At 40.0% G+C, this 16,709-nt stretch carries 16 protein-coding genes and 1 tRNA gene; 12 read left to right on the top strand and 5 right to left on the bottom strand.

The features are described from left to right. Positions 1 to 27: 27 nt before the first annotated feature. The 5 genes from H6G08_RS08365 to alr form a co-directional block, all read right to left on the bottom strand. Positions 28 to 525 carry a chemotaxis protein CheW gene (locus tag H6G08_RS08365; protein ID WP_190540412.1) on the bottom strand — a complete coding sequence of 166 codons (498 nt, stop codon included), beginning with the start codon at positions 523 to 525 and terminating at the stop codon, positions 28 to 30. Beyond that, positions 522 to 905, bottom strand: a complete 384-nt coding sequence (locus tag H6G08_RS08370; RefSeq protein WP_096645701.1) for a response regulator — start codon at positions 903 to 905, stop codon at positions 522 to 524. The genes H6G08_RS08365 and H6G08_RS08370 overlap by 4 nt, the downstream gene beginning before the upstream one ends. Positions 906 to 985: 80 nt before the next feature. Next, entirely contained in the window at positions 986 to 2,044 is a 1,059-nt protein-coding gene (locus H6G08_RS08375) for a response regulator (RefSeq protein WP_190540415.1), read from the bottom strand. Between the two features lie 725 nt (positions 2,045 to 2,769). Further along, positions 2,770 to 2,851: transfer RNA gene (locus H6G08_RS08380), tRNA-Leu, on the bottom strand. A 111-nt stretch (positions 2,852 to 2,962) separates the two neighbouring features. Then, complete coding sequence (alr, locus tag H6G08_RS08385) at positions 2,963 to 4,150, bottom strand: alanine racemase (protein WP_190540435.1); 1,188 nt, start codon at positions 4,148 to 4,150, stop codon at positions 2,963 to 2,965. A gap of 431 nt (positions 4,151 to 4,581) precedes the next feature. Between alr and H6G08_RS08390 the strand changes: the two genes are divergently transcribed. The 12 genes from H6G08_RS08390 to H6G08_RS08445 all read left to right on the top strand — a co-directional run bounded on the left by H6G08_RS08390 (position 4,582) and on the right by H6G08_RS08445 (position 16,437). Further along, positions 4,582 to 5,079 carry an HNH endonuclease gene (locus H6G08_RS08390; RefSeq protein WP_190540437.1) on the top strand — a complete coding sequence of 166 codons (498 nt, stop codon included), beginning with the start codon at positions 4,582 to 4,584 and terminating at the stop codon, positions 5,077 to 5,079. Positions 5,080 to 5,959: 880 nt separating this feature from the next. After that, positions 5,960 to 7,246, top strand: a complete 1,287-nt coding sequence (locus H6G08_RS08395) for a DHH family phosphoesterase (RefSeq protein WP_190540439.1) — start codon at positions 5,960 to 5,962, stop codon at positions 7,244 to 7,246. 312 nt (positions 7,247 to 7,558) lie between these two features. Then, positions 7,559 to 8,782, top strand: coding sequence for an HNH endonuclease (locus H6G08_RS08400; protein ID WP_190540441.1), 1,224 nt, complete (start codon positions 7,559 to 7,561; stop codon positions 8,780 to 8,782). A gap of 104 nt (positions 8,783 to 8,886) precedes the next feature. Then, on the top strand, positions 8,887 to 9,063 hold the full coding sequence (locus H6G08_RS08405) for a hypothetical protein (protein ID WP_199322437.1): 177 nt from the start codon (positions 8,887 to 8,889) through the stop codon (positions 9,061 to 9,063). Between the two features lie 37 nt (positions 9,064 to 9,100). Beyond that, a complete protein-coding gene (gene sixA / locus H6G08_RS08410) occupies positions 9,101 to 9,595 on the top strand; it encodes a phosphohistidine phosphatase SixA (protein WP_190540443.1) in 495 nt (164 codons plus the stop codon). A gap of 113 nt (positions 9,596 to 9,708) precedes the next feature. After that, positions 9,709 to 10,845 (top strand): citrate synthase, encoded by a 1,137-nt coding sequence (locus tag H6G08_RS08415; protein ID WP_096645693.1) that lies wholly within the window; start codon positions 9,709 to 9,711, stop codon positions 10,843 to 10,845. Positions 10,846 to 11,182: 337 nt separating this feature from the next. Next, positions 11,183 to 12,301 carry an NADH-quinone oxidoreductase subunit NuoH gene (gene nuoH, locus H6G08_RS08420; RefSeq protein WP_190540445.1) on the top strand — a complete coding sequence of 373 codons (1,119 nt, stop codon included), beginning with the start codon at positions 11,183 to 11,185 and terminating at the stop codon, positions 12,299 to 12,301. 85 nt (positions 12,302 to 12,386) lie between these two features. After that, on the top strand, positions 12,387 to 12,971 hold the full coding sequence (gene ndhI / locus H6G08_RS08425) for an NAD(P)H-quinone oxidoreductase subunit I (protein ID WP_096645691.1): 585 nt from the start codon (positions 12,387 to 12,389) through the stop codon (positions 12,969 to 12,971). A gap of 115 nt (positions 12,972 to 13,086) precedes the next feature. After that, positions 13,087 to 13,737 (top strand): NADH-quinone oxidoreductase subunit J, encoded by a 651-nt coding sequence (locus H6G08_RS08430; RefSeq protein ID WP_190540447.1) that lies wholly within the window; start codon positions 13,087 to 13,089, stop codon positions 13,735 to 13,737. A 51-nt stretch (positions 13,738 to 13,788) separates the two neighbouring features. Then, a complete protein-coding gene (gene nuoK / locus H6G08_RS08435; protein WP_096645689.1) occupies positions 13,789 to 14,094 on the top strand; it encodes an NADH-quinone oxidoreductase subunit NuoK in 306 nt (101 codons plus the stop codon). Positions 14,095 to 14,100: 6 nt separating this feature from the next. Beyond that, positions 14,101 to 15,021: an NAD(+) kinase gene (locus H6G08_RS08440; protein WP_190540449.1), complete on the top strand. Its 921-nt coding sequence runs from the start codon at positions 14,101 to 14,103 to the stop codon at positions 15,019 to 15,021. 624 nt (positions 15,022 to 15,645) lie between these two features. Continuing rightward, positions 15,646 to 16,437 (top strand): GNAT family N-acetyltransferase, encoded by a 792-nt coding sequence (locus H6G08_RS08445; RefSeq protein ID WP_190540451.1) that lies wholly within the window; start codon positions 15,646 to 15,648, stop codon positions 16,435 to 16,437. Positions 16,438 to 16,709 lie beyond the last annotated feature (272 nt).

Genomic DNA, 16,709 nt, shown 5'->3' on the forward strand with positions numbered 1-16,709 from the left:
CTATTATTTGTGAATTACTAGTACACCCTAATCACTGCGGAGAATAGAAGAATGCACAATAGATTGTGCATCTAATACCAGTAAGGTCTCAGATTGTTGAATAATACATCCATTAAGATAAGGTACTAAACTAGATGCAACTTGTCCTATCGGAGAACAAATCTCATCGGACAAAAACTTAGCTGTACCTTTTATCTCTTGTACAACTAAGCCCAACAGCATTGATTCTACTCGCACAACGATTACATTATATTGCCGCAGCCTACTGCTTAAAGATTCTAAATTTAGCATTCTTGGCAAATCTACTATCCAAATTATGCGACTCCGCCAATTCATTAATCCGACGATGCAAGCAGGCATATTTGGCATTGAAGTCACAGACTCAACAGGTACAATAATTGCTTCTTGGGTATGCTTCATTGATAAAATAGCAGCAGTCTGTTGATTAAGTTGAAACTTAATGTAGCCATCTCCTAAATTTTGTGGGCTAGACTGTGCATTTAAAGTATTATTTGAACTATTCATGGATTAATTGCTACTGATTTAATAGCACGTATAAGTTGATCCCTGGTGTATGGTTTGGTGAGGTAGGCATTAGCACCTTGCTTCATTGCCCACAAACGATCGATTTCTTGATTTTTAGAACTACAAATTACAATTGGTACGTTCTTTGTCACTGGATGTTTTTTCAAATACCGACATAATTCAAAGCCACTCATTCCTGGCATGACTACATCAGTGACAATGACATCCGGCTGTTGTAACACAGCTTGCTCTAAAGCCTGTTTTGCCTCTGTAGTTGGGATCACATTGTAGCCACTTTCTGTCAGAAAATAACTCATTAATTGCAATTCGCTGGGGGAATCTTCAACAATTAGAATTGTGCTAATCAAAGTCAGACTCATTGCTAAATCTCCGAATAATTCTCATTGTTTTCTGATTTCTTTGATAGATAGTTAGTGGAAATTAACTATCTATGAGAAAATTAATTGATATGTTTAAAGACCATTTTTAGCAAATCTGATTGTGTAAATGGTTTGGTTAAATAACCAGAAGACCTTACCATTTTTGCCTTAGCTCTATCAATAAAGCCTGTTTTTCCCGTCACCATAATAATTGGCGTGTCCTTAAATTGCGAATGTCGGCGCAATAAAGAACATAGTTCATAGCCATCTAAATTTGGCATTTCAATGTCGAGTAAAATTAAATCTGGTTTACTCCGAAGTATTTGCATTAACGCTTTGACTGGATCGTTAATTAACACTACATGAAATGTTTCTTCATCTAAAAAATGTTTGATCGAATTCAAAACAGTCTGGCTATCATCAATACAAGCTATTGTATACATGCCTTTACCAGCATGTTTTTGGGAGAATGTATTATTTTTCTCCCCAGTCTGAGAAAAATTTGTGGGTTTAGAACTAGGTTTTGCTAATGGAGTTTGAGATAGCTTGTTTGTCGGTGGATTTAAAGTACTCCCCGCCGCAGGTAGGGGTGATTGGATTGGTAATTGACGATTTCTCAACTGTTTTTGACAGTGTTCAACAATTACCCGCAAATCTAAATTACAAAACTTAGGTAAGCCATCTAGAGTAATTTCTGAATTAAATTCATAGCTTCCTTCTTTTAAAGCTAGGAATGACTCCAATACTTCTTTTGCCAATTCTTCAATTAAATCTGCTGCTTGCATAGGGTTAATATAATCCTGAGCAGCTAGCCAACAGATAGCATGATAATCAGCATTTGATGTGGACTGATTTTCATTATTTGTTTCAAACATCAGCCGCATTTGCACTCTCGCAGCGCTGTTGAGTGTGGGAATTTGCTGACTCAAACGCCGTAAGTGGTTATCCAGCCTTTCAAACACTTTATCTGAATTAGAGGCATAAGTTAGTTTACCGTCCTCTAAATATATCGACCAAGAAGTCGTCTCTGTATATACCTTTAAGCATCCTGTAGCACGCCGACTTGTGAGTTGTGCCAACAGGGATAATGGATGTAATTTCTGGAACAACTTGTAGCTACCTATAGGAGTTGTACTCATTGTGCTTTTACTTCAGCTAAATTCAATACTTGTAGACTAAACTTGTACAGGAATTTCGATACAATCCCCACCAAGCAAAAAAATCTTAGTGCCATGTAGCATAACATACATAAATATTTATCCTCGTTTGTAAATAAAGTTAACCCTAGCTTTGTTTTTAGATTATAAAGTCTTAGTCAATTATGAAGTTATTGTCAATTTACTTACTTATACTGAGATTATCAGACATGCTTGGATAAAGATTAAATCAAATTTAAAGACTGGATGAAGTCGATGGCATTTTAGTAGCCTTTTGTAAACTTTTGAAAGTAATATTACTACCTCCCAAAACAGCAGTTACTGAGGAGTATCAGCATTATTACTGAAAAAACTGGACGTGAATTCAGATCGCTATTGACATCACATTCAGTATGTTTACTTAAATGTGATGTAAATTACTCCTGCTCTTAATCTACTATCATTAACAGCAGTCTGCTAACGATAGCAATCAAAATCAGCTTTTGATACCAATAGTAATCTAATGATTGCTGTTTATAGATTGTTGTCATAGCCAGGGAAACCCCAAGCCAAAAAATGCATCTGTGGCATTTTTGGGAAATTGGTATGAGATTTGATGATGCGCACCCCGATGACAACTACTCTATGACATAAAGCCCCATACTTAATATTAATTTTCACATCAGGTGATGAAAATTTTTACTTGGGGCTGTCTTTTTAATTATAAGTGCGGATGAAAGGACTTGAACCTTCACTCCTCTCGGAACTAGAACCTAAATCTAGCGCGTCTGCCAATTCCGCCACATCCGCATCAGTTATTGATTCTAACAGACAAATTCTTAATGGTCAATAGTCTATTGAGTCAAGATTGATGACTGTGGACTATTGACTCTTAACTACGGACATCCTCATGCTTTACGGCTACATCATCGCTACTCTAGGTAATCGATGCTTGAAACCACAAAGAATTTCCCAAGAAATAGTATTTAGTTTCTCTGCCCATTCGTCAGCAGAAATTTTTTCTTTGCCTTGTTCCCCTAGTAAGGTAACTATTTCTCCTTCTTGGATATCTTCTATAGCGCTCACATCTACCATCAACTGATCCATTGTAATTGTGCCAATTTGTGGCACTCGCTGACCGCGAATCATCACTTGCATATTGTTAGAGAGATGACGGGGAACGCCATCAGCATAACCAATCCCAACAACAGCTAGCCGGAGTTCTTGGGGGGCGATAAATTGATGTCCGTAGCTAACACCAGTTCCAGCAGCAATTGTTTTTACTTGGGTGACACGGGCTTTAACTTGTAACACAGGTTTGAGCTTAATTGTTGCTTGTAAATGTGGTGATGGATAAAGTCCGTAAACTGCTAATCCGACACGCACAATGTCGTAATGTAAGCTGGAATTTGCCAAGGTGGCGGCGGAATTAGCTAAGTGTAAGCATGGCGTTTTTATCCCCATTGCTTGAATTTGGGCGATCGCTTCCTCAAATCGTCTATGCTGTTCTTCCATTACCGTAGTATCGGGACTATCAGCTGTCGCCAAATGAGAGTAAATACTGGCAATCTGCAAATGCGGTAAGCTTTGCACTAATTTGACAAATTCTCCCGCTTGTTGCCAATTAGTTCCTAACCTGGACATACCTGTATCTAATTTGATATGTACGGCTAAGGGTGAACGCTCGTTCATCGCTTCTAAGGTGTTAGAAAATACCAAAGCTTGTTTGGGGCTGCAAACTGTGGGTTGTAATTGCCAATGAGCGATCGCCTGAATTTGTTCTGCTGTGTGGGTTGCCCCTAAAATTAAAATTGGTGCTTGAATACCCGCTTCTCTTAGCTGAATACCTTCGGGAATTGTCGCTACACCTAACCAGCTAGCTCCTGATTCTAAGGCTGTTTGCGCCACCGCTACCGCTCCATGTCCATAGGCGTCGGCTTTGACTACCGCCATCAGTTGAGTGCGCGCTGAGAGTAACCCAACTAACTGTCTGACATTATGAGACAAAGCTGCTAAGTCAATTTCTATCCAAGCGCGTTGCGAGAACCAAGCATAACTATCACAATCTTGCCCGGAAACTATCCCAGGAATTTGCTTGCTACTTAACATTTTCCTTCACTCCTATCACACCAATAATTTGGCTGCTAGACAATCTATCTATTCCATTGCCAACAATGGCATCAGATTAATCTGGCAGTTTACATTCGATTCGGGAATTCTCACAAGATTCCTACATAGTTAATTTGTACTTTTTCTCAAGATATATTGCTAAAAGTAGATTTTTCTATGCTGTTTTTGAGTAGAAAATTATTTTTTAGTATTTTTTATTACTAAGTAAAATATTCTCTAGAGGCAAGCATCCTCAGATTTCTAGAAAATAATTCCCCCATTTAGGTTACTTGTAAAGCATTAGATAAATTTCTTACCATCAACAGAAGATAGAGTTGGTAAATTATGGCGAAAGTATAATTTATTCTCATCCCCCAACTAGGGTATATATGTGTTAATATATGTAAAACTAATACCTTGAGCGTTTACCAATGGGTAAGGTTTTAGTCCTAAACGCCTCTTATGAACCGCTCAATATCACGAGTTGGCGTCGTGCTGCGGTTTTGTTAATTAAAGGTAAGGCAGAACGGGTCGAACATAACGGTAAATTCTTATACTCGGATTTCCCATTGCCAACTGTAATCCGGTTGCGACATTATGTGCGCGTTCCCTATAAAGAGATTCCCTTAACTCGCCGAAATATCTTGCACCGTGACGGACACACCTGTCAGTACTGCGGTTACACTGGGGATGAATTGACTTTAGATCATGTCATTCCGCGATCGCGTGGCGGTGGAGATAGTTGGGAAAACATGGTTACAGCCTGCGTGCGTTGTAATGTCAAAAAAGGAAGTCGCACGCCCCACGAAGCACACATGCTTTTACGTCATCCGCCTCGCCAACCTTACAGCAGCCTTTATTTTGAGGTTAGTAAACACCTGAAGAGTGGCTTACATAAAGAGTGGAAAAAATATGTTATAGGTCTTTGAGCCAACTGAATCAATTGATGTTTGTCTGATGCTGGTCATTTTTCTTGGGTAACTAAAAATTAGTCATTGGTAAACCCAAATGACTAGCGATAGCTCATGGCTAAACGATGTTATTGCTGGGTTTGGCGTCTAAATTCACAAGCCCTGGCAATGCAGCAATTACATCTGGTAGCTACGCTTTGGCTTGGGTACAGACATTGCTGCTAAGTCATTCGGCTGCTACATTTAATTGCCAGCCCCTTATTATACACCTTTTTTCACCAATTTGTATGTATAGATGCTAAATTAGCAATAATCTTAATTTAGTTAAGAAAATGACATTTTTAGTTAACAATAAAAATAATTGTTAATCGTTGAGGATTCACTAGTATAAAACTATCAGCGATGAAATTTGACTAACAATCTATTGCCTGTGAAATATGAAGTTAAAAGCCTGCTGAGAGGACATCAGTCTCAAAATGTGAAAACCAAATCGACGCGATCCGATTGGTAGCATAATTGTGTAAATAACACTGGCTAAAAGCAAGCCTTTAAATTCACAATTTTTGTGCTGTTAATGGGCAAAAATTAGTCCAGTTAACCGAAGCAGTACCGCTTTATTTTCTTTATAAAAAAGAAAAAACCAAAAAATGAAAAAAATTCTCTTAATTTAACCTGTATTAGGAAACACTAAGTACACTGGTTACCAAAACCGATTTGAATACACTAGTGGAATTTGGTAAATGCTAGCTATTTTCACTGATAAAAAATAGACCGAGATATATAGTGCCACCATTCTCTATTTTTGCGAAGATCGTAATGTGTGGCCCGATCAGTGCAACACTGATTTTAATATTTCTTAACTAAACAATGGAGCCTCACGCTTACAAAAACCTTCCATATGCAATTGAATCCATCTTTGATGCAGTTTGAGAGTTTGTCATTGACCACAGAGCCGAACCAAGAGGATGCTGAAATAGACGCAGTCCCGATAGTGGAAGTCCCAGTTAGCAAAACCTCCGTACCGCCATCGACAAGTGAAGGAGGTATGTATCTAGTTCAGCGTGGTAATTCCTTGGTGTCTCAGAAGTCAGAGGAACTGCAAAAGACACTTTTAGCGCACCGCCACGAGCGTCAACTCATAATTCTGCAAGATTTTCCCGATCCAGATGCCCTATCTTGCGCTTGGGCATACCAGCTCATTGCCCAGCAGTATGATATCAAATGTGAAATCATCTATGCTGGCACCTTAAGCCACCAAGAGAACATTGCTTTAGTCAAGCTGACTAATTTACCTGCCCAGCGCTGGACATTACAAAGCATTAAAAGTAAAGACTTGTCATCTTACCAAGGCTTCATCTTAATTGATAACCAAGGAACCACAAGTCAGCTATTATCGGCGATACAGCAAGCAGGTGTACCCCTAGTTGCCGTGATCGATCATCACAGCATCCAATCGGATCTCAAGCCAGAATTTGTCGATGTCCGTCCTTATGTGCGCGCCACGGCAACGATTTTTACCCAGTACCTCCAAGCAGGGTTACTCACCTTAGATAGCAGCATTAACCAGCATGTCAAGTGTGCTACTGCCTTGATGCATGGCTTGCGATCGGATACAAATCGACTGATGCAAGCACAAGAAGAGGACTTTATGGCTGCTGCGTATCTCAGTCGATTTTATGATGCCCAACTACTGAACGCTATTTTACAAGCGAATCGTTCTAAACGGGTAATGGATGTGATTGAGCGCGCGCTCAAAAATCGCATCGTCCAAAATAACTTTTCTATTGCTGGTGTGGGTTACATTCGTTATGATGACCGCGATGCTATTCCTCAAGCTGCGGATTTCCTCGTGACAGAAGAAAACGTTCATACGGCTGTAGTTTACGGTATTGTTCACGATGAGGATGACGAACTAGAAGTAGTGATTGGCTCCTTAAGAACCACCAAACTCACCCTAGATCCTGATGAATTCATTAAAGAAGCGTTCGGACAAGATAATAACGGGCGCTTTTTTGGTGGAGGACGCACAGGCGCAGGCGGATTTGAAATTCCGATGGGTTTCTTATCTGGCGGCAACGAAAACTCAGCTTATGCAAAAATGAAATGGGAAGTATTCGATACTCAAATCAAGCAAAAGCTGTTGAAGTTAGTCAATCCCAGAGACAACCCAATTCAGTCAGAGTAAGCCTGGAAATAAAAGACAAGAAATCTATAGGTTGAGTCCCTCAACCTAGACTGAAAGATGATAATTATTCATCTTTAACTTAATATAGCTTTGATCCCAGAAATAAATCTCTGGGCGTGGCGTTGCTGATTGATGGGATGAATTTTATTTTGTGCCTTTGTGCGAAGAGTCAATCTTTAGCTTTGGTCGAAAATATCAATTCATCCCACATTTATGTAACGCCTTATTCATAAATTAGTTAAATATACTCAAACTTTTTATTTGCTAAATAGCTAATATCATGATATTAATGATTACTTGATGTTGTATCTGATGGAAACTATAGTTTTTCTGTGCAATGGCGATGCAGAATATTACATTGAAAAAGGAATTATTAAAAATAGGGAGCTTCCTAACTTAATAAAGTCAGTAATTTCATCAGGTGATTACTATAAAACATCTTGGAGTTGTGGCAATTCCAAATTTATACAAGTTGGTGATAGAGCATATCTTCAGAGAAGTGGTAATATTGGCAATCAACCGAGTGGCTTTATAGCTGCTGGTTATGTCATAGCTGCACCAGAAGATGAGCAATTAAGACTTTTAGACAGCAAATATTCAGATTTAAGTGCAGCATATATATCTGATTATGATAGATATTTTGCTGTTAACATACAGATAGATTCAGTTGTAGACTTTGATTTTCCTTTGGAACAAAAATTTTTAAAAAACTTACCTATATTTCAAGGAATAAATTTCAACTTTGGGGGAAGCGGCTGTAGATTCAATAGCAAATCTACTTCCTTTTTAGATTCAGAATGGGAGAAGCATTCACTAATACAGCAAAGGCAAGGAAGAGGACGTAGACTTGTTGATATTTTCTTTGAGCAGGGAGAATATTTTAAGCAAAACAAGGACTACCAAGCTGCAATAGATGCTTATAAATTAGCTTTAAAAGTTGATTCAAAATATAGTAAGGCAATTAATAGAATTAAAAATTGTGAATCAATTATTGGAAGAGAAAGCAAAAATTATAAGTCCCCAGAACCAACATTTAAGCCGACATACCCAGAATTATCACAAGAGAAGAATGAACTATTACTTGCTAGAGAAGAACTTGATAAAGAAAATTTCTTCAGTGTTAGAAGTGATGCTGATGCCAGACAAAAAATTACAGTATCAATAGCGAGGAGGCAGGGACAATCTAAATTTCGGCAGTCTTTGTTAGATGCCTATTATTGTAAATGTGCAATTACAAATTTTGATGCTGAGGCAGCGCTTGAAGCTGCTCACATAATTCCTTACATTGAAACAGAAAATAATCATCCATCGAATGGGTTATTATTACGTGCAGATTTACATACTTTATTTGACTTAAACCTTATTGTCATTCATCCAGAAACAATGAAGGTATATATTGCACCAACTCTCCACAAAACTCAATATCGAGGAATTAATGGGATAGAGCTACGTATTCCTAAAAATGAAGTTTTCCGTCCCAAAAAACAGTATTTAAAACAACGCTTTGAGCAGTGTAAATGGTTTCAAAGTATGTAATTATTTAAACTTGATTCTATTTAATTGGAAAAGGTCAAAGAATGACACAGCAAGAGATGTTGAATGAGTTTTTATCCCTTCCTGCAGAAGCACAAAATTAAGTAATGGATTTTATTGCTTTTTTGCGACAAAAATATACAGTAGTTAAACCTGCTTCTGAGAAAGCAAATGTTGATTTGGTAGATGATAGTTTTATTGGTATGTGGCGCGTAGGCGTAGCCCGTCGTAGACATCGCCAAGATTTAGCTGATAGTACTGCTTGGGTGCGTAGTCTTCGTTGATAATGTATCCCTAAAGTAGAAAACCCTAAAATATACGATGGAATTATATTTAATTCGTCATGGGATAGCCGAAGAGAGAACCGCTAGCATTAAAGATGAGGAGCGAGTACTCACTAAAGAAGGTAGACAAAAAACCGAAAAAGTAGCTCAAAGACTAGTTAAGCTAGATTTACACTTTAATTTAATCCTGACAAGTCCCTTAGCTAGGGCGCAGCAAACCGCAGAAATACTCATTCAAGCAGGACTAAGCGAGGATCTGGAAGAATCTCATCACCTTGCACCTGAGGGAAATATTCATAATTGGCTTAAAGACTGGCTAGAACCGAGAAATTATCCCCAAAATACCCAAATTGCCCTGGTTGGACATGAGCCTTGTTTAAGCCAATGGGCGGAAATTCTTCTTTGGGGAGAAGCCAAAGCCAGCTTAGTCTTGAAAAAAGCAGGTATGATCGGGATAAAACTACCAGAAATAGGCTCTCCTTTGGGTCGTAGTCAGATGTATTGGTTGACACCACCCAAGTACTTGCTATAACTGTTTTCTAACGGTTATGAAAAGACTTAAGGTTATAACTGTCACTGTTATTGCAATAACGATTTCTGGTAAGTTAGCCTGAGCAAATCTTTCACAAAGCAGATGGTGTTGCCATGTCGGTGTGCGAATATAAACCCGGTTTGGAAGGCATTCCGGCTGCCCAATCCAGTATCAGTTATGTTGACGGGCAGAAGGGAATACTAGAATATCGTGGTATCCGGATTGAGGAACTAGCAGCAAAAAGTACATTTTTGGAAACTGCTTATCTTTTAATCTGGGGTGAACTGCCCAGCAAGGAAGAATTGAAAGCATTCGAGGATGAAGTTCGTCTCCACAGGCGGATTAAATATCGCATCCGCGATATGATGAAATGTTTTCCAGAAAGCGGTCACCCAATGGATGCGCTACAAGCCTCAGCAGCAGCCTTAGGCTTGTTTTACTCGCGCCGAGATTTACATAATCCCGTCTACATTCGGGATGCAGTTGTTCGCTTGATAGCAACCATTCCCACAATGGTGGCGGCCTTTCAGTTAATGCGCAAGGGTAATGACCCAGTGCGGCCAAGAGATGACTTAGACTACTCAGGTAACTTTCTCTACATGCTCAACGAGAAAGAACCTGATGAGTTAGCAGCACGTATTTTTGATGTCTGCTTGATATTGCATGTCGAGCATACAATGAATGCTTCTACCTTTAGTGCCAGGGTAACAGCTTCGACCCTCACAGACCCTTATGCTGTAGTTGCTAGTGCAGTGGGTACCTTAGGCGGGCCGTTGCATGGTGGAGCCAATGAAGAAGTCATTCAAATGTTGGAAGAAATTGGCTCAGTGGCAAATGTCCGTCCCTATGTAGAAGACTTGCTGCAACGTAAAGCCAAGATTATGGGTTTTGGGCATCGCGTCTATAAGGTAAAAGACCCCAGAGCCACGATTTTGCAAAACTTGGCGGAGCAGTTGTTTTCCAAATTTGGGGAAGACAAGTACTATGAAATTGCCCAAGAGATGGAACGGGTAGTAGCAGAAAAACTGGGTCACAAAGGCATTTATCCTAATGTTGACTTTTACTCCGGTTTGGTGTATAGGAAAATGGGAATTCCCACAGACTTATTTACACCAATTTTTGCGATCGCTCGTGTTGCTGGTTGGCTAGCTCACTGGAAAGAACAGCTAGAAGAAAACCGCATTTTCCGTCCGACTCAGGTTTATAACGGTCGTCACGAAGTTGCCTATACTCCGATTGACCAACGCTAATGAGCAGATGGACTGCTTATTATAGCAGCTTTCGACCAAAGGGAATCAAAAACATTGAAGAAAGCAGAAACCGTTGCCACAATGGAAGCGGTAACTTTGTCCTGCGGCAACGGTATTAGGGGGTTAGCTGCGTGAATCCCAATCATTGCTATAAGTAGAACTTGTGGTTGATTTACGAGGGGCTAAAACCATCCAACGGTATACTAGGCATGGGAAATAGCAATCAAAATTCAATCAGGCGTCGTCTCGGTAGAGATATTAATGGGTGAACTTACAGATATTAATTTAACTAATATTTTGTAACTCGCCATCACAAGATGACTTAAAGAGCGGAAACATGAACTCAGGAATTGACCTTCAAGGAACTTTTATTAAATCCCTGACGGATTTAGGACTACCACCAGACGCAGCCAAAGCTATTTGGATGCCTCTGCCAATGATACTGATGCTCATTGGAGCCACAGTAGGGGTATTAGTAGCCACTTGGTTAGAGCGGAAAATTTCCGCCGCCGCCCAACAGCGAATTGGCCCGGAATACATGGGGCCTTTTGGCTTGCTGGTGCCGGTTGCCGATGGTATCAAGCTGGTATTTAAAGAAGATATCGTCCCAGCCAAATCTGACCCCTGGTTATTTACCCTGGGGCCAATTATTGTTGTAATTCCGGTGTTTCTGTCTTTTCTGATTGTGCCCTTTGGGCAGAATATCGTAATTACGAATGTAGGGATGGGGGTATTTTTGTGGATTGCCCTGTCTAGCATTCAACCAATTGGCTTGTTGATGGCTGGTTATGCATCAAATAATAAATACTCCCTCTTAGGGGGCTTACGGGCAGCCGCGCAATCAATTAGTTATGAAATTCCCTTGGCGTTGAGCGTACTCGCGATCGCGATGATGTCTAACAGCCTCAGCACCGTTGATATTGTTAACCAGCAATCTGGTTACGGTATCTTAGGCTGGAACATTTGGCGTCAACCAGTTGGGTTTCTGATTTTCTGGATTGCAGCTCTAGCAGAATGCGAACGCTTACCCTTCGACTTACCAGAAGCGGAAGAAGAACTAGTAGCAGGTTATCAAACCGAATATGCCGGGATGAAATTCGGTTTATTCTACCTGGGTTCCTACGTTAACTTAATTCTTTCTAGCTTACTGGTTGCTATTTTATACTTGGGCGGTTGGGATTTCCCCATTCCCATTAGTGCGATCGCTAATTGGGTAGGAGTCAGCGAAGCCAACCCAGTCTTGCAGGTAGTAACTGCTTCTTTGGGTATCATTATGACCGTACTCAAAGCCTACTTGCTAGTATTCGTCGCCATCTTATTGCGCTGGACAGTACCACGGGTACGGATTGACCAATTGTTAGATTTAGGATGGAAATTCTTACTACCAGTTGGTTTAGTTAATCTCCTATTAACCGCAGCCCTGAAACTAGCTTTTCCTGTAGCCTTCGGTGGTTAGTCATAAGTCATCAGTCATACGTTATTTCACAAATGACAAATGACTAATGACCAATGACAACTGACAAAAGAGAGAGTAAAACACGATGCTAAAGTTCCTCAAACAAGTTGGCGATTACGCCAAAGAAGCAGTGCAAGCTGGTCGTTATATCGGTCAAGGCTTATCTGTTACCTTCGACCACATGCGGCGGCGGCCTATTACTGTCCAATATCCCTACGAAAAATTGATTCCTGGCGAACGTTTTCGCGGCAGAATTCACTTTGAGTTTGATAAATGTATCGCTTGTGAAGTTTGCGTGCGCGTATGTCCCATCAACTTACCTGTTGTTGATTGGGAATTTGACAAAGCCAGCAAAAAGAAAAAGCTCAATCACTACAGTATTGACTTTGGAGTTTGTATTTTCTGCGGTAACTGTGTGGAATATTGCCCTACTAACTGTCTGTCTATGACAGAAGATTACGAGCTTTCCACCTACGATCGCCATGAGTTGAACTATGACAACGTCGCCTTGGGACGCTTACCCTACAAGGTAACCAATGACCCAATGGTGACACCATTACGCGAACTAGTTTACCTGCCTAAAGGCGTAATGGAACCCCACGATCTACCTGCTGATGCTCCCCGTGCTGGCGCGCTTCCCCAAGACTTGGTAGAAAAAGCAGAAAAATAAATGTCAAAAGTCCCCAGTTAATAGTCCATAGTTAAAACATAACTATTGACTATTGACTATTGACTATTGACCCTTGACCCTTGACTCTTGACAACTGAATTGAGGACGAAAAACAGTGAATCTAGCAGAAGGAGTACAGGTTGTTTCCTTTGGTATACTGGCTGTGATGATGATTGGGGCAGCTTTAGGCGTGGTGTTGTCTTCGAGCATCGTCTATTCTGCCTTTTTGCTTGGTGGCGTATTCATCAGCATCGCTGGCATGTACCTGTTACTCAACGGTGATTTTGTCGCCGCAGCACAAATACTGATTTATGTTGGTGCAGTTAACGTGCTGATTTTGTTTGCGATTATGTTGGTGAACAAGCGGCAGAATTTTGCACCCTTTCCTAGTGCTGGGCTGCGGAAAATATTTACAGCTGTGGTGAGTCTGGGATTATTTGCGCTTTTAAGCACAATGATTTTAGCAACTCCTTGGGCTTATGCAACCGCTCCGGTAACTAATGAAAGTTCCATAGTGTTAATTGGGGAGCATTTCTTTAGCGATTTTCTCCTACCTTTTGAATTGGCTTCCGTTTTGTTGTTGATGGCAATGGTGGGAGCGATTATTTTGGCGCGTCGCGAATACTTACCAGAACCAACTAGTTCCGAACTGCCACAAACAGTGTTAACTTTGCCAGAACGTCCTAGAGAAATGGCAGCAATCGGTAACATTAGTAATGAATCTGGTGAAAATCCTGTCTATCGTGGCGGTTCTCGGCGCGAATAATTAGCTAACCCCAACTCACAACTAAATTCTGAATAAAAACTCAAAAGATTCATGGAACTCCAGTACTTTTTGTTACTCGCAGCCGCTTTATTTTGTATTGGCATCTATGGTTTAATTACTAGTCGCAACGCTGTGCGCGTGCTGATGTCAATTGAGTTACTGCTTAATGCTGTTAATTTGAATTTAATGGCATTTTCCAACTTTCTTGACTCAACATTAATTAAGGGTCAGGTTTTCACCGTATTTGTGATTACCGTGGCCGCAGCCGAAGCGGCGGTAGGTTTGGCGATCGTGCTTGCCATTTATCGCAACCGCGATACCGTCGATATGGAGCAGTTTAATCTCCTCAAGTGGTAATTGTGCGTGCAACTAAAGCAGGTAATCATTGCTTATAAAGCGCGAGATGCCCAGAGTAAACGCTGGGCAGAAGTCTGTGCTAAACAACTAGAAAATCGCCAATGTCAGGTGTTGATGGGGCCTAGCGGCCCAAAAGATAACCCTTATCCGGTGTTTTTGGCTTCGGTGGGTCAACCAATCGATCTGGCATTGGTACTTGGCGGTGACGGTACGGTTTTAACCGGTGCCAGACATTTAGCTCCAGCTGGCATCCCCATTTTGGGAGTGAATGTGGGAGGTCATCTGGGGTTCTTAACCGAGTCAGTGGAAGAATTTCAAGATACAGAGAAAGTTTGGGATCGGCTGTTTGAAGACCGCTATGCAATTCAACGGCGGATGATGTTACAAGCAGCAGTGTTTGAAGGTCAAGGATCGCATTTAGAACCAGTAAGCGATCGCTATTTGGCTTTGAATGAATTCTGTATTAAGCCAGCCTCCGCCGATCGCATGATCACCTCAATTTTAGAAATGGAAATTGACGGGGAAATTGTCGATCAATATGTTGGCGATGGTTTAATTGTTTCCACTCCCACTGGTTCTACTGGTTACACCGTTTCTGCTAACGGCCCAATTATGCATGATGGTATGGAAGCAGTTACCATCACTCCCATCTGTCCCATGAGTCTTTCCAACCGTCCCCTAGTCTTACCCCCTGGTTCTGTGGTCAGCGTTTGGCCTTTGGGGGATTACGATTTAAGTACCAAGCTGTGGACAGATGGTGTTTTAGCTACTTCAATTTGGCCAGGACACCGCGTTGATGTGCGAATGGCTGATTGTCGAGCCAAATTTATTATTTTGCGGGAAAATAACTCCTACTACCAGACACTACGCGAAAAATTGTTGTGGGCAGGTACGAGGGTTCGCTACAGTAATAATCACCGCAATTAATAGTAAATTCATCAGTAAGTTCATGTTTTTTGGGATCTGCGTTTCTTGACTTTCCCAAGTGATAATGTAATACCAATTCATAATTACGAGATTCGGAGAGAAGGTAAGTTTTTAGGTTATGAGTTTTCCTGAATCTTAGAGAATTGGTCAAAATTAACTTGTCAAAACAGCAAGTCTACAGAGAAATTTGTAGGCTTGCTCAATTTATGGATATAACTAGGCTTATAAATTGCCCAAGGAAAAAATTCTGTATCTTATTGCCAGATTTTTGAGGCAATTATGCTCATAATAATAACACCCATTCCTCACACTTTAAATTATTTAGTTGTTTGAAAATAAGGAGAAATTGTCAAATCGGCTACTTAAAATCAGTTCGTCAGTCTACCATCAGTTAAAAGACAATTTATCTAAATTCCCATATATCCAGATGTTTCTGGACAATCATCAAATATTCGCATATTTCAAACATCAAAAACTATAACATTTCTCAATTATTCGTGAGATGTAAGACACCCGAATTCTTTGAGAATTTGGATACTTAGTATCGATAATTTTCTCAACTTCACTATCTCCGCAGAGACTCAATTATAGTAAAGTATTTTCCCATTTCCAGTAATCAGACAGATGGAAATTTCTTGTCCCAACACTGATAATCAACGGAATTCTGCGTTAGCCTTAAAAGATTTTCCTGTACTTCAAAACAAAAAATATATTTTAAAACTAGCTACGACTGAAGCAGAATTAGAATCAATATATCGCTTACGCTTTGAAGTATTTAATCTAGAATTAGGTCTGGGTTTCTCTAATTCTAATATTAACCAAATGGATCGAGATAGGTTTGATGAGGTTTGCCATCATTTGCTGCTGATTTCGCAAGTGACTGGTAAAACTATCGGTACTTATCGGATGCAAACTTATAAAATGGCTTCTCAAGGATTAGGTTTTGATGCTGCGGATATTTTTAATTTGAGTAGTATTCCAGAGAGTATTCTGCAAATGTCTGTAGAGGTTGGGCGTGCATGTATCGCTAAAGAATATCGCAATATTCAAGCACTTTTACTACTTTGGGAAGGACTAGCAAATTATTTAATTTACAGTCAAAGTAAATATTTTTTTGGCTGTGCATCTTTACTGACACAAAATCCTTGGGAAGCTGTTTGTGCTTATCATTATTTTCAATGTAATAATTGGATGCATCCCCAGATTCTTGTTTATCCTCATCCAGAATATTCCCTAGAAATATCACAAAATTGTCCTGAATTATGTAATGTTTCTCTTCCCAATATTATGCAGGCTTACTTAACTATTGGTGCTAAAATATGTAGTCTTCCAGCTATTGATAGGCAGTTTCAAACTATTGATTTTTTAACTATATCAAATATAGAAGAGTTTACTAAATGGCATTCTCGAAAATGAATGAGTTTTCAACCGCAGAGGCGCAGAGAACACAGAGAGAAACTCACCAAGTACGCCAAGAATGCCAAGACAAGAGAAAGCAGAAGACTCTCACAAGAAACCATCTTCTCTAGTCCCTAGCCCATATTGTGGGAAAATTGGGATGCTCTGATTGAGTTTCTATAGTAGCTAAGGGAATTTTGAAATTAACCTAAGAATAGACAGCCTAAATTTTTAATAAATTCTCAGCTTAAATTAATTTTGTGGCTAGTGCAAAGCTTTACATTGTTATT

Origin of the sequence: Calothrix anomala FACHB-343, assembly GCF_014696435.1 — a bacterium.
In the GTDB taxonomy this organism is placed as follows: domain Bacteria; phylum Cyanobacteriota; class Cyanobacteriia; order Cyanobacteriales; family Nostocaceae; genus Aulosira; species Aulosira anomala_A.